The sequence below is a fragment of the Vibrio pelagius genome, from assembly GCF_024347575.1.
In the GTDB taxonomy this organism is placed as follows: Bacteria; Pseudomonadota; Gammaproteobacteria; order Enterobacterales; family Vibrionaceae; genus Vibrio; species Vibrio pelagius.
Map to the genome: position 1 here is coordinate 1,803,558 of NZ_AP025503.1, position 25,721 is coordinate 1,829,278.

Below are 25,721 nucleotides of genomic sequence, written 5' to 3' on the forward strand. Positions count from 1 at the left end.
CTAAGTGGCTAGCTAGAATAGCCATTATGTTAATGCCATGTAAACTTTAATCATGATTAAACCTGAAACCATCCACAAAGCGCCGAGAAGTATTATTGATTCTCAGGGCAAGCCTGTTTTTGGTCAGTTCGATACTATCCCCCATGAGCTCGATATAGAGAGGTTCGATTATCGTAACGTCATGGATAATCCAGCCAGTCGATGGCAACGCTACTTTCATTACAAGCAGTTCCAATTTGTCAGCGTGGTTACCGCAGACTATGTGATTGGAGTAGCAATCGCCGATATCAGGTATCTTGGCTCTGCATTCTGTTATGTATACAACATCAACGAAAATAGTCTCGAAGAGCAATCTTGGCTTCGCCCACTCTCTTTCGACAAAGTGGTGACCTCTTCTCCACATCAAGGGGTTACCCACATTGCTCGCGGCCAGATCCAATTCAAGATCAATCAAGGCGACTGGACAGTAGAAATCAATACTAAGCTCGTACAAGCCAACCTTAAACTCAAAGTTAGAGAAGACAGTCAGCCGCTTTCTATGACGACACCCACTGGATATTCAGGGTGGACCTACACCCAAAAACACAACGCACTTTCAGTCAGTGGGAAGTTGACCGTTAACAACCATGAAGTTGAGCTCGACTACGCCTTAGGAGGCTACGACTTTTCAGCGGGTTATATGCGTCGTGAAACGAGCTGGCGCTGGGCAAGCATTAACACTCATCTGTTAGGAGAATCATCAAAGCGGATTCAATTGGGGATGAATCTAGCAGCGGGCGTTAACGAAACTGGAACCTGTGAGAACGCGCTTTGGATAGACGGTAAAAAACATCTACTTCCTGCCGTCCATTTTGAATTTAACCGTGATGACACCGCTCAACCTTGGCAAATTTACTCTGAAGATCGACGGATTGATCTCACTTTTACTCCTCGTAATAAACGCAGTGAAAAGCTCAATTTTATCGTACTCAAGAGCAATTTCCGTCAGTTCATCGGTCATTTTTCGGGCTCGATAAAGGATAACAATGGGGTCACCCACCAGCTTGAGCATGTACTTGGATTAACCGAAGATCATTTCGCGTGCTGGTAAGAGAAGTTACATCCAATCACATAGATCTCCCCTAACACTGTTATAAATACACACCGAGGCATTAGATGAACATAGAGTCGCTCATCAATAACCCAGAATGGTTACTTGTGGTACTAGCACCGCTTTTTATTGCTTGTATGCTCGCAGAGTATTTGATTGGACAAAAGCAGGGACAGCTTCCTGAAAATTCGCGCTATACGATTACGGAAGTCGCTTGTAATTTTACCTTGGCGGGGATGCATCAACTTTCCGATTTAGTGACGGGGCTATTCGTGGCTTACCTGTACCTTTGGCTTTTTGATTGGCGGCTCATAGATGTTGAAATGGGGCTAGCCAGCTTCCTATGCCTAATGATTTTGCAAGATTTCTGTTACTACTGGTTTCACCGTGCCAGCCACAGAACACGTTGGATGTGGGCATCGCATGTTGCTCACCATAGTTCTGAACGAATGAATTTTAGTACCGCATTCCGTCAAAGCTTAATGTATCCAGTATCAGGTATGTGGATCTTCTGGCTGCCATTGGTGATCATCGGTTTTGAACCTAAATGGGTGGTCTTTGTCGTGCTTCTCAACCTTGGTCTACAGTTCTTCGTTCATACTCAATGGATACGGACACTAGGCCCCTTAGAGTGGGTGTTCAACACACCTTCTCATCATCGTGTTCATCATGGCCGTAACCCACAATACATCGACAAAAACTACGCAGGCGTACTCATCATTTGGGACAAGTTGTTTGGCACTTTTGAGCCGGAAGTGGAAACCGTTCGCTATGGAACGACTAAGCCAGTCAACAGCGACAATCCTATCACCGTCACCTTCCAAGAGTGGAAACTCATATTCCGAGATTTAACAAACAGAGAATACAGCTGGCGAACAAAGCTAAAAATGATGTTCGTACCACCAACAGACTGAGAGAGATACATCTTCTTAATTTAGCTGAATTAATACGTTTTGATACGCTGAGCCATGGCATCGTGCTTAATTGAATAGTAATGCATCGATTTGATGAAATTTATTTACAATGCCGCTTGCACCCTCACCGCCTCCTGTCAGATACTGAAGAAAAGTTAACTTCAGTCACAGTAGACCCTATCTACTGTCAGGATATTCCATGAGCTCAGATAATCAGCCAACCTACTTCTTCTTCGATTACGAAACTTGGGGAACGAGCCCAGCCAAAGATCGACCAAGTCAATTTGCGGGTGTTCGCACCGACCAAGATTTCAACATCATTGGAGATCCACTGGTTATCTATTGCCAACCACCCGCTGATTATCTACCAGCACCTGAAGCTGCATTGATTACGCGAATCACCCCACAGAAAGCAATGTCACAAGGCCTACCAGAGCCTGAGTTCATCGCTAAAATTCATGCAGAGTTATCTAAGCCAAACACAACTAGTCTTGGGTATAACAGTATTCGATTCGACGATGAAGTGACTCGTTATACCTGTTACCGCAACTTTATCGATCCATATGCATGGAGCTGGCAAAACGGTAACTCTCGTTGGGATCTATTAGATGTGATGCGCGCCGTGCACGCGTTGCGTCCCGACGGCATCGTTTGGCCGGAGAATGAAGAAGGGTTCCCAAGCTTTAAACTAGAGCACTTGTCTGTTGCTAACGGTATTGAACACGAAAATGCGCATGACGCGATGGCTGACGTTATCGCAACCATTGAGCTGGCAAAGAAAATTAAAGCCGCTCAACCGAAAATGTTCGACTACCTATACAACATGCGCCACAAGCGTAAACTGAATGAGCTGATCGACATTGTAAACATGACACCACTGATGCACGTGTCTGGCATGTTGGGGAAAGAGTGCAACTACACCAGTTGGATTGTTCCAATGGCTTGGCACCCGACCAATCAAAACGCGGTTATCGTTGTTGATCTAGCGAAAGACCCAGCACCACTGCTTGAATTAGACGCAGATGAATTGCGTGAACGACTCTACACCAAACACAGCGAATTGGGCCCAGATGAGCGACCTGTACCGATTAAACTCGTGCAACTGAATAAGTGCCCTATTCTTGCTCCTGCGAAAACACTAACAGCCGAAAATGCTGAAACCATTGGCATTGATCGTCAGCAATGTCTCGCAAACTTAGCGATTCTTCGTGAACACCCAGAGATTCGCGAAAAACTGATTGGTCTTTACTCTGTTGAGCGCGAATACGAGAAAGACGACGATGTTGATACTCAGCTTTACGATGGTTTCTTCTCTCCGTCAGATAAAGCCGCAATGGATATTATTCGCCAAACCGAACCAAACAACCTTGCAGCACTCGACATCAGCTTTGCCGACGAACGTATAGAACCCCTTCTGTTCCGTTACAAAGCGCGTCACTACCCTTGGACGTTAGATGAATCAGAACAGCAAAAATGGGCTAATCACTGTCGTGAGTTTTACGAAAGTCGACTTGAAGAGTACATGCTCAACCTTGAGAATCTTGCTCATGAGCATGAAAACGACGAAAAGAAGATGGCGATACTCAAAGCGGTATATCAATACGTTGAGAAATTAGCGAGTTAAATTAAAAGTGTCGTCATTCTAAAGCCTTAAATAACGGCTACTCGTTAGCCGTTATCCATTAACTCAGAAAGAGACCCCCTTTGAAAGAAAGATTGATCCAACTCGTGTATCTAATGATCTCTTTTACATTGATCATCGGTGCACTGACAGCAGGCAATGCCATTCAAAGCCTTCTCGATACTGCAATTCCCGGAAGTATCTTTGGGATGCTGCTGCTTTTCTTCGCGATGGTGATCGGAATTATTCCATCTCATTGGGTTCAACCTGGTGCTAGCCTGATCATCCGTTTCATGATCTTACTGTTTGTGCCTATCAGTGTTGGCCTAATGGAACACTTCGACATGCTCATTGCCAACGCCCTTCCTATTTTAGCCAGTGCGGTTGGTGGCACACTGATCGTTCTTGTTTCTCTGTCTTGGTTCCTAGACCGAGTGATTGCGAAGGGGAAATAATATGTGGATTCTTTTGACTATTGTTGTGTTTCTTTTTGCTCGTTGGGTAAGTCAAAAAGTAAACTCGCCATTATGTAACCCTCTATTGATTAGCTTAGCGATCATTATTCCTGTACTCACCTATTGGCGAATCCCATTCGAAGAGTATTACGCAGACAACACTTGGATTACCTACATGCTCCAACCAGCCGTTGTTGCGCTCGCTTACCCACTGTATGAACAACTCCCACAGATAAGAGCTAACTGGCGCATTATCACCTTTGCGAGTTTGCTAGGTAGCGTGATGTCGATGCTAAGCGCCGTATTAATCGCTGCAGCTTTTCATGCAGACCTTGGCTTAATTGCCAGTTTACTCGGTAAATCGGTGACGACTCCTATCGCAATGGAAGTGTCTAGTCATCTTGGTGGTGAAGCTGCCATAGCCGCGATCTTAGTGCTTTTGGTTGGACTTTTCGGGGCAATTTTCGCCTATCCAATCTACAACCTGATCGGTATTAAGAGCCCTATCGCTCGTGGACTTACGATGGGAACCGTATCACACGCATTAGGTACAGCGACTAGCGCCGAGAAAGATCCACGAGATGCAGCATTTAGCTCTCTGGCATTAGTTCTGTGCGGTGTTATCACCTCGATATTAGCCCCTTCAATGTTCTCATTGGTGCTATGGATATACTCCTAATAGCAAAATACTTAACTTGAAGTCGCTGATAGTCAATCTATGTCATTGCTAATTCCCGAACAAAATCAGAGCGCTTTTCCAACAAATCTTTAGGAAATGCGCTCTTTTTTTCAGCTAAACTATTTATTCATGCAATGTGATGCACCCGTCAATTTGTGACTTTAATTACACTTTGCTGGCTGCAAACGATTTCATTTGTGACCTCACTCTAATTGTGCAACACAATGTAACAAGCAGCATACATTAGTGACTTTGATCACAGAAAGTTTCTGGGTATTGCATAAACTTAAAGCCTAAGGTCAATTAAGGATTCAACATGAACAGTCGTATTACCCTGGCGCTGGAAAGTGCTCCAGCTTCATTGAAAGCACTTTTAAGTGACATCGTATTAGCAGACAACTTTGACGCCACCATCTCTAAAGAGCAGTTTCAAAGCTTGCTGGATGCAAGCGGTCTTTCTGACAAAGAAGTTCGTCTAGCTTTACTGCCAATCGCAGCTGCGTTCTCTTACGCACCACTTTCTGATTTCTACGTTGGCGCAGTAGTGCGCGGCCTATCTGGTCACATCTACTTCGGTGCAAACATGGAAATTGCAGGTGCACAGCTAGGTCAAACGGTACACGCAGAACAAGCGGCAATCAGTCACGCTTGGATGAAAGGTGAAAAAGGACTTTCTGATATCACCATCAACTACAGCCCTTGTGGTCACTGTCGTCAATTTATGAACGAATTGACTACGGCTAATGAGTTGAAAATCCAGTTACCAGAACGTGAAGAGCGTTCACTCCAAGATTATCTGCCCGACTCTTTCGGCCCTTCTGATCTTGGTATCACCGAAGGCCTGATGACAGAACTTGACCACAAGTACACGACTGAAGAGACAACACCTATTGTTGTTAAAGCTCTAGAAGCCATGAACCGCAGCCATGCCCCTTACACCAAAAACCTAAGCGGTGTTTCACTTCAACTTGCGTCTGGTGAGATCTTCTCAGGTGCATACGCAGAAAACGCGGCATTTAACCCGAGCTTGCCTCCACTTCAAGTAGCGATGATTCAAGTGATGCTGGCAGGTAATAACTTCGACCAAATCGAGAGTGCAGCTCTGGTTGAAAACGCACAAGGCAACATCAGTCACTTGGCAGAGACTCAATCAACGCTAGAAGCAATTAACCCAGATATCCCAGTCACTTACTTAGCAATATAACTGCATTAAGTTAACATGCGATTTACATAAGCAGCCCTCTTTTAGTCGGCTGCTTTTTTTATGCTTAAAATTCACTAAAACCATCACGCAAACGTTTGCTTTTGAGGTTGGAATGAGTATGATCTCCCCGTTCTCAAATACTCGTTCAACATGTTCGGAAGGAATAACTATGTTTGGTACCGCCACTCGTGACAATGCTACTCGTGTACTTCTATTGGGCTCTGGAGAGCTAGGCAAAGAAGTTGCTATTGAGTGTCAACGTTTAGGTTTAGAAGTGATCGCTTGTGATCGCTACCCAGATGCCCCTGCAATGCAAGTTGCTCATCGTAGTCATGTCCTAGACATGCTGGATGGCGATGCGCTTGAAGCTATCATTAAGCTAGAAAAGCCGGATTACGTAGTACCTGAAATTGAAGCCATCGCGACCAGCAAACTGGTTGAATTAGAAGAAAAAGGCTTAAACGTTGTTCCTACTGCAAATGCGACCAAGCTGACAATGAACCGTGAAGGGATTCGTCGCCTCGCAGCAGAAGAGCTGGAACTAATGACTTCACCTTATCGCTTCGCCGATAGTTTTGAAGATTTCTCTGCCGCGGTAGAATTTGTCGGTATCCCTTGTGTCGTCAAACCCGTAATGAGTTCTTCTGGCAAAGGTCAAAGTGTTATCAAGAGTGAAGGCGATATCCAAAAAGCGTGGGACTACGCTCAAGAAGGAGGTCGTACTGGCGCTGGACGAGTCATCGTAGAGGGCTTTATCGACTTTGATTACGAAATCACCTTGCTGACAGTTCGAGCGGTGGACGGTATTCATTTCTGTGCGCCAATCGGCCACCGACAAGAAGACGGAGACTATCGCGAGTCATGGCAACCACAGGTGATGTCTGACAATGCACTTAAGGCTGCGCAATACACCGCAGGTAAAGTGGTTGACGCTCTAGGTGGATACGGCATCTTTGGTGTAGAACTGTTCGTCAGAGGTGATCACGTGATCTTCAATGAGGTCTCACCTCGTCCACACGATACCGGCCTAGTTACATTGCTGTCTCAGGACTCCTCTGAGTTTGCTCTGCACGTCCGCGCATTTACAGGCATGCCAATCAAGAATATCACTCAGTACGGCCCTTGTGCGTCTGCCGTTGTTCTTGGTCAGGGTACGTCGACAAATATTCGTTTCGAAGGTTTGGAAAACGCATTAAATGCTCCTCAAACTCAGGTTCGATTATTTGGTAAGCCAGACATCAATGGCCGCCGCCGCTTAGGTGTCGCCCTTACTCGCCGTGATAGTGTTGAGTCAGCGATTGAAGACGCCGTAGAAACCGCTTCTAAGATTAAAGTTATCTACTAGGGCGTGTTGACCTTTCGTGGTTAAATTTTGTTCGAGATAAAAGCGTTTTAATCGCGGCGAGGGAGAAGTAGCCTAGTCATTCTAAGCAAATCTCCCTCAACAAAGAGTAAAACGCTTTTAGCCGAACCCTTCGGGCAGCGTTTGCTGGTCATTTCTACTGCGTTATCGGCTTCTCATGTAGGCTAGCTACACATCAAAGCCTCTGCCTTGTATAAATACCCAGCAACTCGCTGCAAAAACCAGCTCGAAAGATCAACGCGCCCTAGAGCCTGTAACCTTTATCGGTGACATTTGTTCGCGTACTCTCCAGCGGAAGAAAACCAAAGACGGGCCTCAATGCCCGTCTTTGTCGTTGCTAAATTGTATGCAGGTTTTATTAAGCCTGACACTCAATCAAGTAGACCTCTTCGGAAAAGCGAGATAAACCTTTCTTGGCGATCTTAGGATGATCGTCATCAGCAATATCTTGATTTAACTGTGTAATCTTGTATCCAGAGAATAGCTGCTCTACTTCATCTCTAGGTACGCTGAATGGAGGCCCACTCATCTCTTCTTGATCGTAATCCAGAGTCACCAATAAGATCTTACCACCCGGTTTTAGTAACTGCTTCAGCCTAGCCACATACTGTACTCGCATCTCTTCAGGCAGTGCCACTAAAGAAGCACGGTCGTAAATTGTATCAACCGCTTGAATCGGCGCTGTGAAGTAATCACCAGTGTAGATACTGAGTTCATCAAACTGGTACAACTCATGTTGACCATTAATCTGCGTCACCATCGGCGTATAAAAATGTTCCGAGAAAAATGCACGAACTGCGATTTGGCTTAGCTCAACACCCTGAACGTCTTGATGCTTAGACGCCAACCAAACCAAATCTTCGCTCTTACCACATAATGGAACAAAAACGCTCTTCTCGTGGCTCGGTTCAGTGTGCTTCCAAAACTCAATCAGCAGCGGATTCACATCTTCTAGGTGGAAACCAATTTGGTTTGCGGCCCATTTATTGTGCCAAAATTCAGGATTATTCATCTTTCGTTCATCTTGTTGATTCAATAATGCAAGGGTACAGGATAGACAGGTAAGAGCAACCTTGGCAGGCGTCAAAGTTCTTGAAAATGTGGAACTCACATTGGTTTAATTTGTCTATATGTTCACATATTAAGGCACGAAAAAACGTTAAGGTTGGTTTCTGTTCAAACGGCCCCATATCGTATTTAGAGACACTGCTATTTGAACAATAATTTGCTCTTAGCGTTACTGGTTACCCCTTTTAGTTTCACCGTTTTGTAACCTAGTATATTGGAGTTTGAATGAGTGTATTTCTCCGTACCACGGCACTAATGCTTCTTGTATTGAGCCGCGCGCCTGCATTCGCAGCAACTGTATCAACTAACTCAGCAGAACCAACTCGCACACCAGCACAAAACCAAGTGTCATCAAAAGTATTCCGTCACAGCCTAAGCGGTCTGTACGGCATCAAAGCCTTTGACTCAAAGCCAACTCAACCCTACACCGACTTCGACGTGCTTTACAGCAAATCACACCAAGCTCAAGCAGAGCTAGAAACCATCTGTAAAAGTACTGCTCTACTCACTAACTCCGAAGCGCTGTTTACGGGCGTAAAATCGCAAGCTCGTGCACAAGAAAAGATTGCATTAGAGCTTGACGGCGACGTTACCCGAATCACTGATCTTGCTCGTGCGACTATTATCGCTAATGATGTAGAGAGCTTAGTGGAAGTGTATGAAGCGGTCAGCAGAGAGGCCGATGTTGTTAAAGTAAAAAACAAGTTTAAGTCTCCTGCAGACTCGGGTTACCGTGACCTTAACTTGTTGGTTCGCTTACCTAAAACGAATATCATTGCAGAAGTCCAGCTTCACCTTAAAGCGATCGCTGATGTGAAAAGTGGTCCAGAACATGAGCTGTACGAAATCATCCAAGGTATTGAGCGTAATGCAATGGCACAAAATCGCTCACTCAACGATATCGAAGCGGCGCAAATCAACAACCTAAGACGCCAATCCTTAGAGCTTTATCAACAGGCTTGGCAGCCTTACATTACCACTCATATTAAAGCAGCCTAGTCACTTAGCACTCAATGATGACAGATTGTTAACTTCACATGGATAGATAGAAAAAGACCACGCTGTGCGTGGTCTATTGCTTGGCTACTTCTCGATTTTAATATTTTCTACGCGGGCTTTTAGTTTTTGACCCGGTCTGAAAGTAACAACACGTCGAGCAGAGATTGGAATGTCTTCACCAGTTTTAGGGTTACGACCCGGACGCTCATTTTTCTCGCGAAGATCAAAATTACCAAAACCTGACAGTTTTACCTGTTCGCCATTTTCAAGTGCTTTACGAACTTCTTCGAAAAACACTTCCACCGTTTCCTTGGCATCCCGTTTGCTGTACCCGAGTGTCTCAAACAGGTTCTCAGCCAAATCGGCCTTCGTGAGTGCCATAAAACTTTCCTCAAAGCTATGTTAAACCTTGCTACTATCGTCAGTAGCGCCGAAGCATTTACCCTATTCAATCAATGAGATAAGGCTGTTTACAAGGAAAGTGTATGCCAAGCTTCTGATTTTCGCCAACTTTTTTGTCTCAACTCTTTAATTATTTATGCAAATCAAGAACATAACTCTCTTGATTAAGTGGATATTAAACTAAAAAACATCCAACCATAGAACATCCATTAGAATTAAAAACCAAACAAACGCACATAATAAGAATATAAAGCCAAATTGATACTTTTGCAGAAAATCGAGAATTTAGGCTTACCTTCAATAAAATCAGCCACTTGGTTTAACATTAATCTCAACAAAGATTATAATTCGAACACAGTATTTCATTCCATTTATTGTTCTACAGAATTTAATTCGAATACTTGCATCGAAAAATTCGATCTCAGTGATGTTTAGTTCTCCTCTATAAAAACCCTCTTCCCAGCTAAAACTAGCTGCGTAAATGGGATAGCAGTTTGCATATTTGGCAACAACCGTGAGAGTGACTTGTCCTAAACAGTGACTTGTCCTAAACTTTGTTTTCTTTTTCAATTAGATAAGTGCGATCCATAACGCATTCATCAAAAATCAAATGTGAAACGCCACGTATTTGTTTTTAATATGCATTGAATCCAAATGAAACAACATGATTATAATAATCCAATTTATACCAATCACAGTAAATAAGTGATCAAAAATAGCGCAGGAAAAAGGCTTGAGAACAAGGCAGCATTTTTCGATAAGTAGTTATTCTACAATCAAAAATTCTAACGCAGTTATCAAGCATTTTAACAAGCTAGGGTGAGCAATTATTTACTACGATTGGTATTAGTTAAGATCTATAAATTGGAAGTAATTATATGATTAGGAATGGTTTTCATTGCCTCCTCCCCGCTGTTCTATTGACTACCCTTACAGGGTGTGGCGGTAGCGGCGGAGACAGTTCACCAAGCAGTTCGCTTTCCGTCCCGCAAACCAGATTTGATCTCAAATCAACAGCATTCGAAGAGGTCAGTATCGATATCCCTTTTAGTGTTCGACACGTTGCGGGAGATAACCTTTACTATGGTGTTTTCGGCGACAGTGAGGTGGTTGAGAGGATCGATATCTACGCTAACGACGATAAAACTGGTTATGCGACCGTGCTATTTAAGCCTGGCTACCAATTGGGCAATGGTACGAAATCAACCAATATAGAGTTCAATATTTGTCACGACTACTACTGTAACAAGCACTATTCTGGTTCACCAAAATCTGTCGTTCTGACTAACGAAGTAACATTGGATCAACAAATCAGCCTAGCTGAAGCCAAAATCACAGTGACTGCAAATTACAACGATGTAAACATAGGTCATAATGTTGCTGAGGTTATCCAATTTTCTGGTTCTGACCCTTACCAGCTTCACATAGAAGCGCAAGCTAGCAATCCAATGGTAACATCTGTTAACCCTTTCCCTGCTCTCGCTAGCATCGGGCTTAATATGACATTTGAAACGCCTTCTGTGGTAGGGGGTGGGACATACAGCTCGGCTGTCACCGTTAAGGCTTGTTACGATCCTAGCTGTGTTTATCCAATTGAAGGCAGCCCAATTACCGTTCCAGTTGATTACGTGATTACAGGGGCAACAACAACGCCAGACCCAGACACAGGAACACCAACGACGCCTCCAACTAACAATGCAAAGGTCTATTTTGATAATCAACCAAGTCACAACACAATAGATGCCGTCTACTCTGACGCATTAAATGTGATAGCTATCGTTTCTGATTCACCAAAGAACGCGATCTATTTCTACAGCCTGTCTGATGCCCGTTCTTATGAAATCGAGCTTACCAGCGCTCCCACTTCTGTCGCAGTCGATAATATCAACGGGACGAATCGCTTCATCGTTGGTCACAACATGATGCTCACGACGTTAAACTACAATAACGTCGCACCACAAAGTAGCCAAACCAATCAGATATTCAATTCTCATGATGTCTTTGATTTGTCTACCGATGGTACATACGCATGGACATTACCCAATACCGATCAGTGGGAAGAGCTACAAATCATCAACCTCAATGACGGTTCAGTCAAACTCGGCGATGAATGGAGCTATTATGAAAAGACCAAGTTGAAGATTAACCCAACAAGCTCTGGCCTTTACAGCCTAACCACTACATTAAGCCCAGGTAATATTTCTAGAGCCGACCTCACCGATCCGGCTTCACCTGCATACCCTGTAAGCTCGATTTATCATGGCAACTACCAATTCTGTAATGACTTTTGGTTCAACCACACTGGCACAGCGATCTTTACCCAGTGTGGTGTGAAGTTAAATGCATCAGACAACGCCAATGAAGATATGCGTTATGCTGGTCAAATTACGCTACCACCAACACAGGGTTGGCCATATTATTCAGCAATTGAAACTTTGGACGAATCACACGATAGCACGAAGCTCGCGTACGCTATGCAGGGAGAAGGCAGTACAATAAGAGTCTTATCATCGTCTGATTTGAGCTTGCAAGAGAGCTTTAGTTTAGCGGATTCTACCATCGATAATATCGACCACCCTACTGTACCTAAATTCGTTTTCTACGGCGCAGACGGTAAGCTCAACATCGTTGGTACAGCCTCGACCGACACCGAGACTCATACACTCATCTTCCAGCACTAGTTGGCGTTTCTAGACTTGTGTTTATTCAGAGTAAGTATCTGCTTTAAATACAAACGCTAGCGCTCACATCGGCATTACTCCGATATGAGCGCTTTTCGAATGTTGACCTTGATATTCTCAATAACGTTATGCCGTCGTTGTGTGCAACTGTTGCGACTGTTTCTTGGTCATAGAGATACGTCGTACAAGTGCAACGATAAACACTAGGCTTTGAATCAAAACAATAGTTGGCGCTGGTGCGCTATCGATATGGAAACTTAAATACGCACCCAACACCATAGTCGAGAGGTTTACCACGCACGCAATCCATAGCATGCTTGAAAAACGCTTTACTAACAAAAACGCTATTGCACCGGGGGCGATAAGCAAGCTAATCGCTAAGATAAGGCCGATCGCGCTCAGCGTGGCAACAATCGTCAGCGAGAGAAAGGTTAGCAAGGTGTAGTGCAACACCGTCACATTCAATCCACTAACTTTAGCTTGAACTTCATCAAAAGAGTGCAAGAGGAAGTCTTTCCAGAACAATACAATACCTGTAACAACCACCACTGAGATAATCGCTGCGGTCGTTAGCTCTTGTGCATCCACACCCAACATGTTGCCAAACAGGATGTGATCTAGATGCGCCTGAGTATCTAACGCTACATAAAGCACAATCCCTAGTGCAAACATGCCTGAGAACACCACTCCCATCACCGTATCTTGTTTTATTCGAGAATTTTCGGCTAAGAAACCGGTCAAGAAACTACACAACATCCCAGCCAAAAATGCGCCTAACAATAAAGGCAAACCCGTCACATACGCCAGAACAATCCCCGGCAGTACAGCATGGCTGACGGCATCCCCCATAAGGGCCCACCCTTTCATCACTAAAAAACAAGACAATAGTGCCGTTGGCAACGCAACAATCAAACAGATCAGGAAAGCGTTCTGCATAAAGGGAAATTGGAATGGCAACAATAAATCCATACTAATACTCCTTTGCCAAAGATGAGTGCTCAAGTGGTGAATGAGAAGTGGCACGCTTGTCAGATCTTAGTCTCTTTGCTAGTGCCTTTTTCGCCCTCAAACGCGCAGCCAGATAACCATGCTTGGGAGCAAAGAAAAACGCCAAAAGGAAGATAATGGTTTGCAGACAAATGATAATGCCCCCTGTCGCTCCATCTAAGAAGAAACTGATGTAAGCGCCGGCAAAACTCGTTGTGCTGCCAATAACGACTGACACCAAAATCAATCGAGGAAAACGATCACAAAGCAGATATGCCGTGGCACCCGGCGTCACCACCATAGCAATCACCAACAGCGCTCCTACTGTTTGCATAGCAGCAACAATCGACGCTGATAAAAGAGTGAAGAAGATCGCCTTTAGAATACCCGGATTCAGACCTATGGATCTCGCATGGTTCTCATCAAAAAATGTCACCATAAGATCTTTCCACTTCGCCAATAAAACCACCAGCGTGACGACACCAATCACGACTAACTGAAGCGTATCTTCAGGTGTAATCGCAAGAATGTTACCCATGGTGATGGTTTGAACGCTGACAGAGATGGGGTTGATTGAAATAAGGAAAAGCCCAAGTGCGAAAAATGAAGTGAAGACTAAACCGATAATCACATCGATTTTTAAGCCAGATCGCTCAGACAAAAACAACATTGTGCCTGCCGCTATTCCTCCTGAGATAAAAGCACCGAAAGCAAAAGGAAGGCCAATTATATAAGCCAATGCGACACCCGGTACAACGGCATGCCCCAGAGCATCACCGATTAAGGACCACCCTTTTAACATCAAATACGCAGACAGAAACGCACAAACACCACCTACTAACGCAGACACCCACATAGCATTAGTCATATAGCCATAGCCAAATGGTTGTAACAACAGATCCATCATAATTGAGGCTCCGTCTTTTTGGTTGTTAACGCCTTACCGTCATACTGAATGAATGGTCGCTCATCGTCCGTAAGAATGGTCAGTTCCCTCGTATCTTCATCGTGATGAAGTGTATTGCCACCTAACTTGAAGTGTCTTAATGAGCCACCAAAAACGCGCTGTAGATTTTCCTCTGTGTACGTCGTTTCAATTGGTCCTGAAGCCAAAACTGTTTTGTTGACCATAATGGTTCTATCGCAGAACTCAGGCACAGAGCCAAGATTATGTGTCGACACCAACATTACATGTCCTTCATCACGAAGTGATTTGAGAAGGTCGATAATTTGATGTTCAGTTTTTACATCAACCCCAGTAAAAGGTTCATCCAGCAGAATCACCTTGGCTTCTTGTGCCAATGCTCTCGCCAAAAACACGCGTTTCTTCTGACCTCCAGATAGCTCACCGATTTGACGCTTTCTAAATTCCAGCATATTGACTCGTTCAAGAGCCAGGTCGACCGCAAGATGATCAACATCTTTAGGCCTACGTAGCCAATTCATGTGACCGTAGCGTCCCATCATGACCACTTCTTCAACCAAAACAGGGAAGCTCCAATCAATCTCTTCGGACTGAGGTACGTAAGACACCATGTTACTCTTGAGCGCTTTTTTAACGCTCTCACCCAGTATTTGGATCTGCCCTTTAGACATAGGTACAAAGCCCATAATGGCTTTAAAAAGAGTCGACTTCCCTGCTCCATTTACACCAACTAGTGCCGTCACCGATCCTTGTGGAACGGTAAAGTCCGCATCATAAAGGGCCGTGTAACCATTACGATAAGTCACCGTTACATCACTCACTGAAATGCCAAGGCGTTCCTCATTTTTAACATCATTCATAACAGGTGCTCTACTCCCAATATCTGTTTGATTGTGTCTAATGTTATTGGACATGTGTCTTAGTTGGTCGCCGTAAGACCATTCACTACGGTAGTCGAGGTCACTTTTAACAGATCTAAATAAGTAGGAACCGGACCATCAGCCGTTGATAACGAATCGACAAACAATTCGCCGCCATACTGAGCACCAGTATCTCTTGCCACTTGTTTTGCTGGAGAGGTATTGACGGTTGATTCACAAAAGACAACCGGGATCTGGTTCTTTTTCACGCCATCAATCACCGAGCGTACCTGTTGTGGAGTACCGACTTGATCTGCATTCATCGGCCATAGGTACAGCTCTCTCAAGCCAAAATCTTTCGCAAGATAGCTAAACGCACCTTCGCACGTGACTAACCAACGATTGCTGTCAGGGATCTGAGCGATTTGGTCTTTTAGAGGTTCGATTGTTGCTCTAAGTTTGGCTTTATAAGCAGCTGCGTTCTTTACATAAATCGCCGCATTATTTGGATCGTGCTCAGCAAATGCTTCTACGATGTTATCGATATAGATAAGCGCATTATCTAAGCCCATCCACGCATGCGGGTTTGGTTTACCTTGATAAGAGCCCGAAGCGATAGGAATTGGGTTAATACCTTTAGTCAGCGTTACCGCCGGCACGTCTTTCATGTTTGATAGAAATTGCTCAAACCACAATTCCAAATTCATCCCGTTCCACAGAATAAGATCAGCATCAGAAGCACGAACAATGTCTTTCGGTGTAGGTTCGTAACCATGAATCTCGGCACCCGGTTTTGTGACAGACACAACTTCAGCAGCGTCCCCTGCAACATTTGAAGCTATATCAGCTAAAACAGTAAAAGTAGTAACGACCTTCATCTTATCTTCTGCAGCATTAACTAATGGCGCCATGGCCAAAAGCAGCGCCGAAGCAGCCACCGCGAGTTTTTTCATACCTGTCTCCTCGAGGGTAGGAATCTTTAACATTCGGTACAAACACATCCACGCTTGTGCGATTTGTTCGTATTTTTAATACATACTAATGCGAACAATTCTCATTATCAACGTTAATTTTTGACAAACATTCAGAGATACCTCGCCCGTTTTTCGTTAAACAAGCACTATCGAACGTGTATCATTTGGTAGTATCGACTTACAAAACAGACTTAAAAGAACTAAAGAAAGGCACTAAGAAGCGATACAATGCTGATACCACACACCAGTGGCACAAGCTTCCTATTTACAAGAACCAAAAAGTAACGATACATGTCCAAAGAACCAGGCTTCACCACAGAGTACACCCTAGACAAAACTTTCTTTGCAGAATGCTACGACCAAACTAGCATGCCTACGCAGTTTCCTAAGGCCTACATAAAGGCTTTCCTGTTCCTTATTTTTGGTTGGGTTTTACTCGAATTTGAGCTGTTACCTGGCGGTTATGTAGGCTGGTTCTTTATTGTGTTGAGTGTGATTGAAGCGTTCAGTGTTTACTGTAAAAGAACATGGTGGTTGTGGCGTCAAAGAATCAGCTCTGGTTCGGGCAGCAAGGTAGTGTTTAAAGGCGACTTAAATGGAGTAAGTTACAAAAACTATAAAACGACGAACACTATCAAGTGGAGCCAAATCGACAAGCTTGAGCAGACTGAACTGGGTCTTATCATCCATATTGGTAAACAGCGCCAATACGTGAGCAAGTCATGTTTGAATGATGATGCAATAGCGTTCATGGTTGAACAGCACGAAGCAGCTAAAACAAACTAATTTCTATCAATGCCCGCCCTTTTGGGTGGGCATTTTTCTTTGTGCTGAATACAGTTATCCCCTACCTATTATTCCGTTGGGCTTGATTGGCCTTGTAGATGCTCGATAAACGCAGGGACCTTCTTTGCTATATGTTTTCTTGATGAATAGAAAGCATATAGCACTAAGTCTTCAGGTTTGTATTCAAGTTCAACAACCTCTAACTCACCAGCGCTAATTTGCTCTCGACATAATTCGCTCGGAAGTATCGCAAAGCCCAAACCTGCTAATGCTCCGGCTAACGCCAGTTGTCCACTATTCACCTTAAATACCGACTTTACTCGCTGTGTCACCAGTTCATCTTCGTTGCTCTTAAATACCCAAGGCGTCCCGTTGAGTGCCGTAAAGCTGGTAATACAAGGTACATGCTTTAAGTCAGTCACCTGATTTGGTTTAGCGCAGCTTTGTAGGAGCTTCGGAGATGCAACTACAATACTCGGCCAACGCTTGATCTCGCGCGCAATCCAGTTGTTGTCTTCAAGCTTTCCACGGTGGAAACTCAAAATCACATCGAAACCATCCAAGAAATCCTCTTTAGGGCTGATGCTAGTATCACAACACAACGAAACCGCAGGATGCTTAGTACAAAAGGATACGACTGCTTGGGCGAGTTGTGGTGAATCAGGCATCAGAACATTGAGCTGGCCGATCACCTCCCGTGAGTGTTGCGTCACTTCTTCAAGTGCGTCGTTCAGCTTGTCCAGTAGCGGCTGAGTTCGTAAATAAAGTTGCTCCCCTACTTCAGTTGGGGCAATACGGCGAGTGGTTCGTTCAAACAACCGAGTATCCAGCTGACTCTCCAATAACGCAATGTGACGGCTCACATTTGAAGTTGGTAAACATAAGAACTCCGCGGCTCGCTTAAAACTATTGTTCTCATAAACGCAGTGAAATGTCTTAAGCCATAGTTGATCAATTTTTTCCAGCATCTCGTAGTCTCACATATAGATATAATCCCGAATTATTGGATTATTAGACCAATAATTGACACTTTATTACCAAAAGCTGGCTTATACAATATCAAGCATTCAAAGTAGCAAAAACGAGATTTTATTGTGAGTTGGTTAGAAAAACTATTAGATAAGAATAACTTAATCAGTAACCGCAGGGCCTCAGTCCCTGAAGGCGTTTGGACTAAGTGCCCTTGCTGCGACCAAATTTTGTATCGCATCGCGCTGACAGAGAATTTAGAGGTGTGCCCCAAATGTAACCATCACATGCGAATGTCAGCACGCAGCAGATTAGACAGCTTTTTAGATCAGGGAGTGCGAACGGAGCTCGGAAAACAAATGCAGCCACAAGATCTACTCAAATTCAAAGATAAAAAGCGCTATTCAGAGCGTATAGCTCTAGCCCAAAAGATCACCGGTGAGAATGACGCATTGGTTGCAATGCAAGGCGAGCTGTTAGGAGTTCCTATTGTCGCATGCGCTTTCGAGTTTTCGTTTATGGCAGGTTCAATGGGTTCAGTAGTTGGTGCGCGTTTTGTTGAAGCAGTTGACACGGCAATTAAAGCCAATTGCGGTTTAGTTTGTTTTTCCGCTTGTGGTGGCGCGCGGATGCAAGAGTCATTGATCGCGTTAATGCAGATGGCAAAAACCAGCGCTGCGCTAAAACGACTATCTACAGCAAGACTTCCCTACATTTCAGTACTCACCGACCAAACCTTCGGTGGTGTTTCGGCAAGCTTGGCAATGCTTGGTGACATTAACATCGGAGAGCCCAAAGCTCGAATTGGGTTTGCTGGCCGCAGAGTGATTGAACAAACAGTGCGTGAAAAATTACCCGAAGGCTTTCAACAGAGCGAATTCTTATTAGATCACGGCGCACTCGACATGATTGTCGAAAGACATGACATGCGAGAACGCGTAGCCAAACTCATAGCGATGATGACCAATACACAAGTTCGAAGATAGGTATTCTAAACAGTGGACCCAATCCTTATTCGGAAAAAGTACCGCTTTCAAAAACACTTATGGCAGCTCAATACTTGTGATACTGGGGCGCTCTCAGCAGACCCAGTACACTCTTGAAGTTCTTTTTTGTGTCACAATCACGCCTTCAGTGAAGGAAAGTCTTCCGTATCACCGTTTTGACCATGCTAAGTGTTGGTGAGGCACAAGTGCAGATCGACCCGCCGTTTTATCTGACTGTCATCAACTTTATGTACTTTGGTATAACAAATAACACAAAATATTTGAGCGAACGTTCAGGTACTATCTGAATTTCTACTATAGTTGACAGGTAAAAGAACTCACAACAAGGAAAAGTTATGAATCAAAATGCCGAATCGCAATCAGTACAAACTCGATCTATCCCACAAGAAGCCTTTGACTGGTATGACGAATACGCGCACGGGCTGATTGATCGTCGAGAGTTTATGGCTCGTCTATCAGGGTTAGCTGTTGTTGGTTTAACCATGACAACATTAACTTCTGCACTGATTCCCAATTACGCTAAGGCAGAGCAAGTCTCGTTCAATGATCCATCCATCAAAGCCACCTATGAAACCTTCCCTTCCCCAAAAGGACATGGAGAAGGCCGTGGTTACTTGGTCGTACCTACAGAGTTAAAAGATAACGCACCTGTGGTATTAGTTGTCCATGAAAATAGAGGCTTAAATCCATATATAAAGGATGTAGCAAGACGTCTTGCAACGGCAGGATTCATTGCCTTTGCTCCTGATGCGCTCCATTCACTTGGCGGGTATCCAGGTAATGACGATGAAGGTCGAGCGATGCAGAAATCCCTGTCGAGAGACAAAATTGAAGAGGATTTTATTGCAGCAGCGAACTTTTTAAAGTCTCATGAAAAAAGTAACGGAAAGCTTGGTGCTGTCGGCTTCTGCTTTGGTGGTTACATCGTGAATATGTTGGCAGCCGTCATACCAGATCAACTCAATGCTGGTGTTCCATTTTATGGTACTCCTGCAGCCCCAGACTTAAGAAAAAACGTTAAAGGGCCACTACTCATACAGTTTGCCGGAATCGATAAACGAGTTAATGCGACATGGCCAGACTATGAAGCTGAACTGAAAAAGATTGGGGCAGAATACACCGCTTACATCTATGAAGGTGTGAACCACGGTTTTCACAACGATTCAACAGGTCGATACGCGAAAGAAGAAGCAGAGTTAGCATGGGCTCGGACACTCGAGTTTTTCAGCAATAAACTCTCTTAATTTGGTTATGAATTAGCTTGTTTCTGTTCAGTTAACCGCGAGCTAATTCACCCGGCTTCAAAGCAACAAGACCTCACATCTGCGAGGTCTTGTATTGATTCATTAAATCACAAATGATTAACGAATTACCGGCTCGCTTTCTACCGAATACGTTAGCTTGTAAAAATGAGCTTCACTTTCTCCGTTCTTAAACTGGTTATAAACACCGGCTTTGAAATAGCTTTTCTTCTCATTCCAATATGTGATGTCGTGGTTGATGGCCGTTTTATCGTTATGATTAATGATCAACTTGTTACCACCAACATAGATATCAAACTTGTCTGTACCTTCTTTGGCGATTGGTGCAATTGGTAGCTTAAAATACGCATTTTTACACTCTTCTGTGCCCTTATTGCCACTCTTCGAACCACAGTTCACAGCATTGTTCTTAATTACAGCCCAGTACCAATCGTTCTTGCCACTACGTTCAGCTTCATAAACTACGCGCACTAGTGGGTGTGGAATATAACCTTCTCCAGACACACCGTCAGGGAAATCAGCAGAGACACTACCCGCATTATGTACTTGAAGGTATGTGATCGCATCATTCTTCGCTTTGTCCGTGTTAGCTACTGACGCGCGTGGGTTGATTGGCTTAATTTCTGCGCCCAAATGATAGTATTTATCGGCCTCACCGACATTAAAGTTTTTGTAGATGCGTACTTCACTACGATTTTTGTAACCAGGCATTTTAAACACAAGCGCTTCCGATGCTTTGTCTACGTAAAAGCTATCAAGCACCAAACCATCGAACTCTCCGTTTAAAGCATACTCCGACTTATTTCCCGATTTTCCTTCGGGATCAGACGCCTGAAGCTTAGACACTTTTAATACATCTTGAAATTGTTCGTAGTCTGCTGGAGCAGCCTTATCTGAAGCATTTGCGCCAAACGCTAAAGATACCGCAGCTGCCAAGAAACAAGTTTTGAATATGTTTTTCATGTTTTTAACTACCCTATTAATCGACACTCTCTGATAAAAAGCTTCAATCAGAAAGAGTCACATCGTTGTGAACTCCTATAGTTTGAATTGTATTCACACAATCACTCACTTACTGTGATCTAGCACTATTGTATTACTTAAAAAGAGATAAAACGTTCAGGCAGTGAGATAAATCACATTAGAATTGTGAATAGAGTATTGCCCAATATTTGAAATGGCGCGTATACCTCTAACTTAATGTGAAATATGTGATGTTTACGTTCTCTAGCTTTTAAGTCGGAAAACCTATCACTTAACGATTGAAAACTGTTCAAGGTTAAAAGCGTGTTGTGATTGGGCAAGTCACAATAGCTTCAACAGTTCATTAGGATTATTAAAATACAATAATATTTTTCTGTTAAGTTGGCTACGAAAGCCTATCTAACCCTATTCCTGAGAAACATATTGACCCGATCGCATAATTAGATAATATAGACGTCCAGACACCTAAATGTCTTTTGGTTAATTAAATGGAGTTATCATGATCAGCTACAAAAAAATCACCGCATCCCTGCTAACATTAGCATTCATATTCGGCGTAACAGGATGTGGAAACAAAGACGAGGCTGTCATCAAGATTGGGGCGACAGTTGGCCCACATGCGCAAGTGGTGCAGGCAGTGGCGAAAGAAGCGGCGAAGCAAGGGATCAACATTGAACTGGTCGAATTCTCAGACTACATCACACCCAATGCCGCATTAGAGGATGGTAGTATCCAGCTGAACAGTTACCAACACCAGCCATTTCTCGACAACTATAACAACAATCACGATAGTAAACTGGTCTCCATCGGACGTTCAATTTTGATGCGAATGGGTATCTACTCTAACAAGTACACTTCGCTTGATTCTATCCCAGACAACGCGCGAATCGCGATTCCAAACGACCCAACGAACGGTGGGCGCGGGCTATTACTGCTTGAAGATGCTGGGCTGATTTCATTAAAAGAAAACGTTGGTTTCAAAGCATCGTTAAGCGATATTGTTAGCAACCCAAAGAACATTCGATTTGTTGAGGTGGATGCAGCTCAGTTACCTCGCTCGCTTGATGATGTAGATGCAGCAGCAATCACTATGAACTACGTTATGTCTGCTGGACTCGACCCTAAGAAACAAGGGATTTACTTAGAGAACAAAGACGCACCTCTAGCCGTGATGGTGGTGGCAACGCGAGAAGAAGATAAAAATAATGAGACGTATAAAAAGATCATCTCAATTTATCACTCGCAAGAGATCAACGATTTTCTAGCCAGTACTTTCAAAGGCACCATAGAAGCCGCCAATTAAGCTAAAGCGTTCATCTTAACTTTGGCGTTGTCTGCTACTCAGTAGACAACGCCAGACCAAAGGACAGTGGCTCAAACTCTAAGAACAGTGGCGCGAGCCCAGTTTCAATAGACACTCTCTTTTTCTCTGTATTTTAAAGTCGATTACCCAATTTTGCCTGTGCTAAATGGTAGCCTCTATCTATCATCTCTTTTGACCGTTCAAACTGCAACGTGCCACAGGCATTACGCGGAACCTCAAGTGTAATATCAGCAGGATAAGCGGCCAATTTTTGGCGAGCGATGGTCGATTGCATTGCATCAAACGCTTGGTTGGCAATATCGTAAGCAGCAAAATTAAAGCTCATTTTACTTTTCACATTAGTGCCTAAGTTATCGATAAAATGAACAACCTTGTCGTGCAAGTTACTCTCTTTGGTGGGCAATGAAACGGGCGTGACTTTTTGTTCCAGAGGCTCCGGTTCCCCTCCTAAGTTCACCGCCAATGTCACGTCTGTATGATCACCAAATGTAGGCGCAATCGGAACAGGGTTAAGCACTCCGCCATCAATAAGCTCTTGACCATTAATGACATGAGGTGTGAAGAAGAGTGGCAGAGAAATAGACGCACGAATCGCGTCAAACAGAGAACCAGATTGCAGCCAAACCTCTTTCTCATAAGCGACATTTGCAGCAACGGCAGTGTAAGGAATAGATAGCTCTTCGATAGAAATCTCACCGATCAGTTGGCGCAGTGAATCTATGATCTTATCCCCTTTGAACATACCACTCGATTGCCATGAGAAGTCCAACAGCATAGTCATATTCGATTGATCAATACTGGTGATCCACTCTTCAAATTCATCCAACTTCCCAGCAGCATACACACCACCGATAAGCGCACCAATTGAGCAGCCAGAAATAGATCTTATCTCATAACCATGTTCGATTAGCCAACGAATAACACCAACATGCACCAAGCCTCTCGCGCCGCCACTGCCAAGTACCAATGAGATCGTTTTTGCCATCGTGCTAACCCTTTAATTCATGCGATTAGTCAAAATCATACCACTTCGTCTAACAGCACGCAGTGTCATGCGATGAAAATTCCGCCCACCAGCCCCCCCAAATGCATAGGCAAATCAAGTTCAAACAGCTTAAAGTGCTTGCCGAGAACAATAAACACTCTACTACTAATGTCTAACTGACTGAGTCTATTTGTTTTTTTTGGTTTGGTATAAGGTACTAACAATCAAATGTTAATAATTCTTTAATTACAAGTTGATGTATTGTTTTTATATCTAGGTAGGTCAGTTTCACTGACAAATAACAGGTCTACTTATAAAGAAAATAGAGTCAGCAAGTTCAATGTAACAAAACAACAGAGCCAATTACTCTGTTAAATCTTCGTGCCGTGAGTCACTTACGTTTGTTGGAATAACACGCCTTAGAGTGTGAAAGAAAGGAATCAAAATGAGCAGTACTTTAGAGTCCCTAAATATACGAACAGAGAAGCCTCAAACCAATGAGGACGAACTCTCTTATGAACAACAACACAAACCAAGTTCGGAATTTGATTCGCGAGAGCAGTATCTCGAGCACGAATTGCAAATCATGTCGCCTAAACGCTGGCGCCCAAACTTACCGTTTAAAGATTACCGATTTGAGATAGAAGACACTATCCCGGCCATGGCCGCGACCATTGGTAAAGTGGTGATGGTGGGCGCGATTGCAGCCACCTTTGCTGGGGCTCTTGGGCTAAACGAAGGCTTCATCTTAGAAAACGTTCGTTATGAACTTCTTATCGCCTCTGTTTTCATCATCCTTTTCTCTGGTTTTCTATTGCCGACGGCTAACCTTGCAGGTACACACGGCCCTCTTATCCCATTAATCCCTATCGTGGTTGCCGCTGGTGGACACCCTATGGCGTTTGGCTTACTGATTGGCGCATTTGGCTTGCTGTTAGCCATCAGTAAAGGGGGCAGTATGTTAGCCAACCTCACCAGTAAAGGCGTGTGCGGCGGTTTACTGCTCTACCTTGGCTTTGTGGGTACCGTTTCTCAAGTGAAGAAGCTGTTCGCTTGGGCCGAAGGAATCGATATGAGCCACATCGCTTTTGTCGTGATCTTCTGTACCATTATCCTGTACGCGCTATTGGAGCATTTCCGCAAACGTTGGTTAGCTGTGCCTCTTAGCTGCTTGTTGGGCGGTACGATTGCATTTGCTATGGGCGCACCATTCTCGTTCCAAACCGAGCCAGGTCTACCGAACATGAACCCTATGTATTGGTGGGGAGAAGATACCGGCTGGATGCTAGGCCTACCGACGATTGAACACTTCATGGTAGTTCTACCGTTCGCGATTCTAGCGGTAGCGATGTGGTCACCCGATTTCTTGGGGCATCAAGTATTCCAAAAGATCAGCTACCCAAATCGTACTGAAAAAGTACACATGAACATTGATGACACCATGACCACAGCGTCTATTCGTCAAACTTTTGGTTCTCTACTTGGTGGGACTAACTTTACCTCTTCATGGGGTACTTACATCGTACCTGCAGCGATTGCGAAACGCCCTATTCCGGCAGGAGCTTTGCTGACGGCTCTGTTCTGTATCATCGCCGCTGTTTGGGGCTACCCGATGGATTTAGCTATCTGGCAACCTGTACTTTGTGTAGCTCTGATTGTGGGTGTATTCGTTCCACTGCTAGAGGCAGGCATGGAGATGACGCGTGAGGGTAAAACCACTCAATCAGCCGCGATTGTTGTGTTCTCATCAGCGCTTGTGAACCCAGCATTTGGTTGGTCTATCACTATGCTATTAGACAACTTAGGCTTAGTTGGCTGTAAAGAACGCAGTGGTGAGCTGAGTAAAATGAGTCGTTGGGTGCTACCGGGCATTATGTTTGTTGTTCTAACAAGCGTGATGGCATTGGTTGGCCTTCTACCGGGGATTCCAGCAATTATCCCAAGCTTCCGCTAAACTAATTAAAGCGGCTTAGTGCATCTGTATTAAGCCGTTTTTCATTCCTAATAAATCCGCCTGGCCTTTGTATATGAACTTCGAGCCTTTCAATTTCCTCCCTTAAACACCTTTCTATTGCTGTCGCCGTTCGTAGTCAATCTCCTAAGCACAATAGACTTTGAGGTGTTTAGGCTCATCACTAATTTTCCATTACTCAACAATGACTTAAATTCGCTGACCAAGCTA

The 25,721-nt window shown here is 44.0% G+C and carries 23 protein-coding genes; 14 read left to right on the forward strand and 9 right to left on the reverse strand.

From position 1 onward, the window contains the following. Positions 1-52: 52 nt before the first annotated feature. The 7 genes from vsple_RS07740 to purT all read left to right on the forward strand — a co-directional run bounded on the left by vsple_RS07740 (position 53) and on the right by purT (position 7,308). Complete coding sequence (locus tag vsple_RS07740; RefSeq protein ID WP_261881646.1) at positions 53-1,090, forward strand: DUF2804 domain-containing protein; 1,038 nt, start codon at positions 53-55, stop codon at positions 1,088-1,090. Positions 1,091-1,155: 65 nt separating this feature from the next. Further along, positions 1,156-2,004, forward strand: a complete 849-nt coding sequence (locus vsple_RS07745; RefSeq protein WP_261881647.1) for a sterol desaturase family protein — start codon at positions 1,156-1,158, stop codon at positions 2,002-2,004. 199 nt (positions 2,005-2,203) lie between these two features. After that, complete coding sequence (sbcB, locus tag vsple_RS07750; protein ID WP_261881648.1) at positions 2,204-3,628, forward strand: exodeoxyribonuclease I; 1,425 nt, start codon at positions 2,204-2,206, stop codon at positions 3,626-3,628. An 80-nt stretch (positions 3,629-3,708) separates the two neighbouring features. Continuing rightward, a complete protein-coding gene (locus tag vsple_RS07755) occupies positions 3,709-4,080 on the forward strand; it encodes a CidA/LrgA family protein (protein ID WP_255230613.1) in 372 nt (123 codons plus the stop codon). A gap of 1 nt (position 4,081) precedes the next feature. Then, complete coding sequence (locus vsple_RS07760; RefSeq protein WP_255230612.1) at positions 4,082-4,759, forward strand: LrgB family protein; 678 nt, start codon at positions 4,082-4,084, stop codon at positions 4,757-4,759. A gap of 316 nt (positions 4,760-5,075) precedes the next feature. Beyond that, entirely contained in the window at positions 5,076-5,963 is an 888-nt protein-coding gene (gene cdd / locus vsple_RS07765) for a cytidine deaminase (protein WP_255230611.1), read from the forward strand. 169 nt (positions 5,964-6,132) lie between these two features. Beyond that, positions 6,133-7,308 (forward strand): formate-dependent phosphoribosylglycinamide formyltransferase, encoded by a 1,176-nt coding sequence (gene purT, locus vsple_RS07770; RefSeq protein ID WP_261881649.1) that lies wholly within the window; start codon positions 6,133-6,135, stop codon positions 7,306-7,308. Between the two features lie 376 nt (positions 7,309-7,684). Here the strand turns inward: purT and vsple_RS07775 are convergent, their stop codons facing one another. Further along, entirely contained in the window at positions 7,685-8,338 is a 654-nt protein-coding gene (locus vsple_RS07775) for a thiopurine S-methyltransferase (RefSeq protein ID WP_261881650.1), read from the reverse strand. Positions 8,339-8,619: 281 nt separating this feature from the next. Here vsple_RS07775 and vsple_RS07780 point away from each other — a divergent pair, with 281 nt between their 5' ends. After that, positions 8,620-9,393 (forward strand): RelA/SpoT domain-containing protein, encoded by a 774-nt coding sequence (locus tag vsple_RS07780; RefSeq protein WP_261881651.1) that lies wholly within the window; start codon positions 8,620-8,622, stop codon positions 9,391-9,393. 84 nt (positions 9,394-9,477) lie between these two features. On the opposite strand, the gene ihfA is transcribed toward vsple_RS07780, so the two are convergent. Then, positions 9,478-9,774 (reverse strand): integration host factor subunit alpha, encoded by a 297-nt coding sequence (ihfA, locus tag vsple_RS07785; RefSeq protein WP_004734853.1) that lies wholly within the window; start codon positions 9,772-9,774, stop codon positions 9,478-9,480. Between the two features lie 899 nt (positions 9,775-10,673). Between ihfA and vsple_RS07790 the strand changes: the two genes are divergently transcribed. Next, the gene (locus vsple_RS07790) at positions 10,674-12,476 is read left to right on the forward strand and encodes a hypothetical protein (protein ID WP_261881652.1); all 1,803 of its coding nucleotides are present in this window, start codon (positions 10,674-10,676) and stop codon (positions 12,474-12,476) included. Positions 12,477-12,602: 126 nt separating this feature from the next. On the opposite strand, the gene vsple_RS07795 is transcribed toward vsple_RS07790, so the two are convergent. The 4 genes from vsple_RS07795 to vsple_RS07810 are packed head-to-tail and all read right to left on the reverse strand — an operon-like array spanning position 12,603 to position 16,201. Continuing rightward, positions 12,603-13,445, reverse strand: coding sequence for a metal ABC transporter permease (locus vsple_RS07795; protein ID WP_261881653.1), 843 nt, complete (start codon positions 13,443-13,445; stop codon positions 12,603-12,605). 1 nt (position 13,446) lies between these two features. Continuing rightward, positions 13,447-14,367 carry a metal ABC transporter permease gene (locus vsple_RS07800; RefSeq protein WP_255231819.1) on the reverse strand — a complete coding sequence of 307 codons (921 nt, stop codon included), beginning with the start codon at positions 14,365-14,367 and terminating at the stop codon, positions 13,447-13,449. Then, entirely contained in the window at positions 14,367-15,248 is an 882-nt protein-coding gene (locus vsple_RS07805) for a manganese/iron ABC transporter ATP-binding protein (protein WP_261881654.1), read from the reverse strand. The genes vsple_RS07800 and vsple_RS07805 overlap by 1 nt, the downstream gene beginning before the upstream one ends. A 59-nt stretch (positions 15,249-15,307) precedes the next feature. Next, positions 15,308-16,201 (reverse strand): metal ABC transporter substrate-binding protein, encoded by an 894-nt coding sequence (locus vsple_RS07810; RefSeq protein ID WP_261881655.1) that lies wholly within the window; start codon positions 16,199-16,201, stop codon positions 15,308-15,310. A 312-nt stretch (positions 16,202-16,513) separates the two neighbouring features. Between vsple_RS07810 and vsple_RS07815 the strand changes: the two genes are divergently transcribed. Further along, positions 16,514-17,008, forward strand: coding sequence for a YcxB family protein (locus vsple_RS07815; protein WP_261881656.1), 495 nt, complete (start codon positions 16,514-16,516; stop codon positions 17,006-17,008). Between the two features lie 68 nt (positions 17,009-17,076). On the opposite strand, the gene vsple_RS07820 is transcribed toward vsple_RS07815, so the two are convergent. Next, entirely contained in the window at positions 17,077-17,976 is a 900-nt protein-coding gene (locus tag vsple_RS07820) for a LysR family transcriptional regulator (protein ID WP_261881657.1), read from the reverse strand. 126 nt (positions 17,977-18,102) lie between these two features. On the opposite strand from vsple_RS07820, the gene accD reads away from it, so the two are divergent. Together accD and vsple_RS07830 are read left to right on the forward strand one after the other, a co-directional pair. Next, positions 18,103-18,963: an acetyl-CoA carboxylase, carboxyltransferase subunit beta gene (gene accD / locus vsple_RS07825; protein ID WP_261881658.1), complete on the forward strand. Its 861-nt coding sequence runs from the start codon at positions 18,103-18,105 to the stop codon at positions 18,961-18,963. Positions 18,964-19,319: 356 nt separating this feature from the next. Beyond that, complete coding sequence (locus vsple_RS07830) at positions 19,320-20,228, forward strand: dienelactone hydrolase family protein (RefSeq protein WP_261881659.1); 909 nt, start codon at positions 19,320-19,322, stop codon at positions 20,226-20,228. A 117-nt stretch (positions 20,229-20,345) separates the two neighbouring features. Here the strand turns inward: vsple_RS07830 and vsple_RS07835 are convergent, their stop codons facing one another. After that, positions 20,346-21,209, reverse strand: coding sequence for a polysaccharide lyase family 7 protein (locus tag vsple_RS07835; RefSeq protein ID WP_261881660.1), 864 nt, complete (start codon positions 21,207-21,209; stop codon positions 20,346-20,348). A gap of 520 nt (positions 21,210-21,729) precedes the next feature. Between vsple_RS07835 and vsple_RS07840 the strand changes: the two genes are divergently transcribed. Beyond that, positions 21,730-22,533 (forward strand): MetQ/NlpA family ABC transporter substrate-binding protein, encoded by an 804-nt coding sequence (locus vsple_RS07840; protein ID WP_255230596.1) that lies wholly within the window; start codon positions 21,730-21,732, stop codon positions 22,531-22,533. Positions 22,534-22,666: 133 nt separating this feature from the next. Here the strand turns inward: vsple_RS07840 and vsple_RS07845 are convergent, their stop codons facing one another. Then, positions 22,667-23,539 carry a patatin-like phospholipase family protein gene (locus vsple_RS07845; RefSeq protein WP_255230595.1) on the reverse strand — a complete coding sequence of 291 codons (873 nt, stop codon included), beginning with the start codon at positions 23,537-23,539 and terminating at the stop codon, positions 22,667-22,669. A gap of 445 nt (positions 23,540-23,984) precedes the next feature. On the opposite strand from vsple_RS07845, the gene vsple_RS07850 reads away from it, so the two are divergent. Further along, positions 23,985-25,493 carry a DUF3360 domain-containing protein gene (locus vsple_RS07850; protein WP_261881661.1) on the forward strand — a complete coding sequence of 503 codons (1,509 nt, stop codon included), beginning with the start codon at positions 23,985-23,987 and terminating at the stop codon, positions 25,491-25,493. Positions 25,494-25,721: the final 228 nt, after the last annotated feature.

Bases quoted from the DNA above. Each gene is read 5' to 3' on its own strand.
- purT (WP_261881649.1), top strand. From the start codon at position 6,133: ATGTTTGGTACCGCCACTCGTGACAATGCTACTCGTGTACTTCTATTG.
- vsple_RS07745 (WP_261881647.1), top strand. From the start codon at position 1,156: ATGAACATAGAGTCGCTCATCAATAACCCAGAATGGTTACTTGTGGTA.
- vsple_RS07845 (WP_255230595.1), bottom strand. From the start codon at position 23,539: ATGGCAAAAACGATCTCATTGGTACTTGGCAGTGGCGGCGCGAGAGGC.
- vsple_RS07830 (WP_261881659.1), top strand. From the start codon at position 19,320: ATGAATCAAAATGCCGAATCGCAATCAGTACAAACTCGATCTATCCCA.
- vsple_RS07810 (WP_261881655.1), bottom strand. From the start codon at position 16,201: ATGAAAAAACTCGCGGTGGCTGCTTCGGCGCTGCTTTTGGCCATGGCG.
- vsple_RS07740 (WP_261881646.1), top strand. From the start codon at position 53: ATGATTAAACCTGAAACCATCCACAAAGCGCCGAGAAGTATTATTGAT.
- vsple_RS07775 (WP_261881650.1), bottom strand. From the start codon at position 8,338: ATGAATAATCCTGAATTTTGGCACAATAAATGGGCCGCAAACCAAATT.
- ihfA (WP_004734853.1), bottom strand. From the start codon at position 9,774: ATGGCACTCACGAAGGCCGATTTGGCTGAGAACCTGTTTGAGACACTC.
- vsple_RS07805 (WP_261881654.1), bottom strand. From the start codon at position 15,248: ATGAATGATGTTAAAAATGAGGAACGCCTTGGCATTTCAGTGAGTGAT.
- vsple_RS07820 (WP_261881657.1), bottom strand. From the start codon at position 17,976: ATGCTGGAAAAAATTGATCAACTATGGCTTAAGACATTTCACTGCGTT.
- vsple_RS07760 (WP_255230612.1), top strand. From the start codon at position 4,082: ATGTGGATTCTTTTGACTATTGTTGTGTTTCTTTTTGCTCGTTGGGTA.
- sbcB (WP_261881648.1), top strand. From the start codon at position 2,204: ATGAGCTCAGATAATCAGCCAACCTACTTCTTCTTCGATTACGAAACT.
- vsple_RS07780 (WP_261881651.1), top strand. From the start codon at position 8,620: ATGAGTGTATTTCTCCGTACCACGGCACTAATGCTTCTTGTATTGAGC.
- vsple_RS07835 (WP_261881660.1), bottom strand. From the start codon at position 21,209: ATGAAAAACATATTCAAAACTTGTTTCTTGGCAGCTGCGGTATCTTTA.
- vsple_RS07850 (WP_261881661.1), top strand. From the start codon at position 23,985: ATGAGCAGTACTTTAGAGTCCCTAAATATACGAACAGAGAAGCCTCAA.
- cdd (WP_255230611.1), top strand. From the start codon at position 5,076: ATGAACAGTCGTATTACCCTGGCGCTGGAAAGTGCTCCAGCTTCATTG.
- vsple_RS07815 (WP_261881656.1), top strand. From the start codon at position 16,514: ATGTCCAAAGAACCAGGCTTCACCACAGAGTACACCCTAGACAAAACT.
- vsple_RS07800 (WP_255231819.1), bottom strand. From the start codon at position 14,367: ATGGATCTGTTGTTACAACCATTTGGCTATGGCTATATGACTAATGCT.
- vsple_RS07840 (WP_255230596.1), top strand. From the start codon at position 21,730: ATGATCAGCTACAAAAAAATCACCGCATCCCTGCTAACATTAGCATTC.
- vsple_RS07790 (WP_261881652.1), top strand. From the start codon at position 10,674: ATGATTAGGAATGGTTTTCATTGCCTCCTCCCCGCTGTTCTATTGACT.
- vsple_RS07795 (WP_261881653.1), bottom strand. From the start codon at position 13,445: ATGGATTTATTGTTGCCATTCCAATTTCCCTTTATGCAGAACGCTTTC.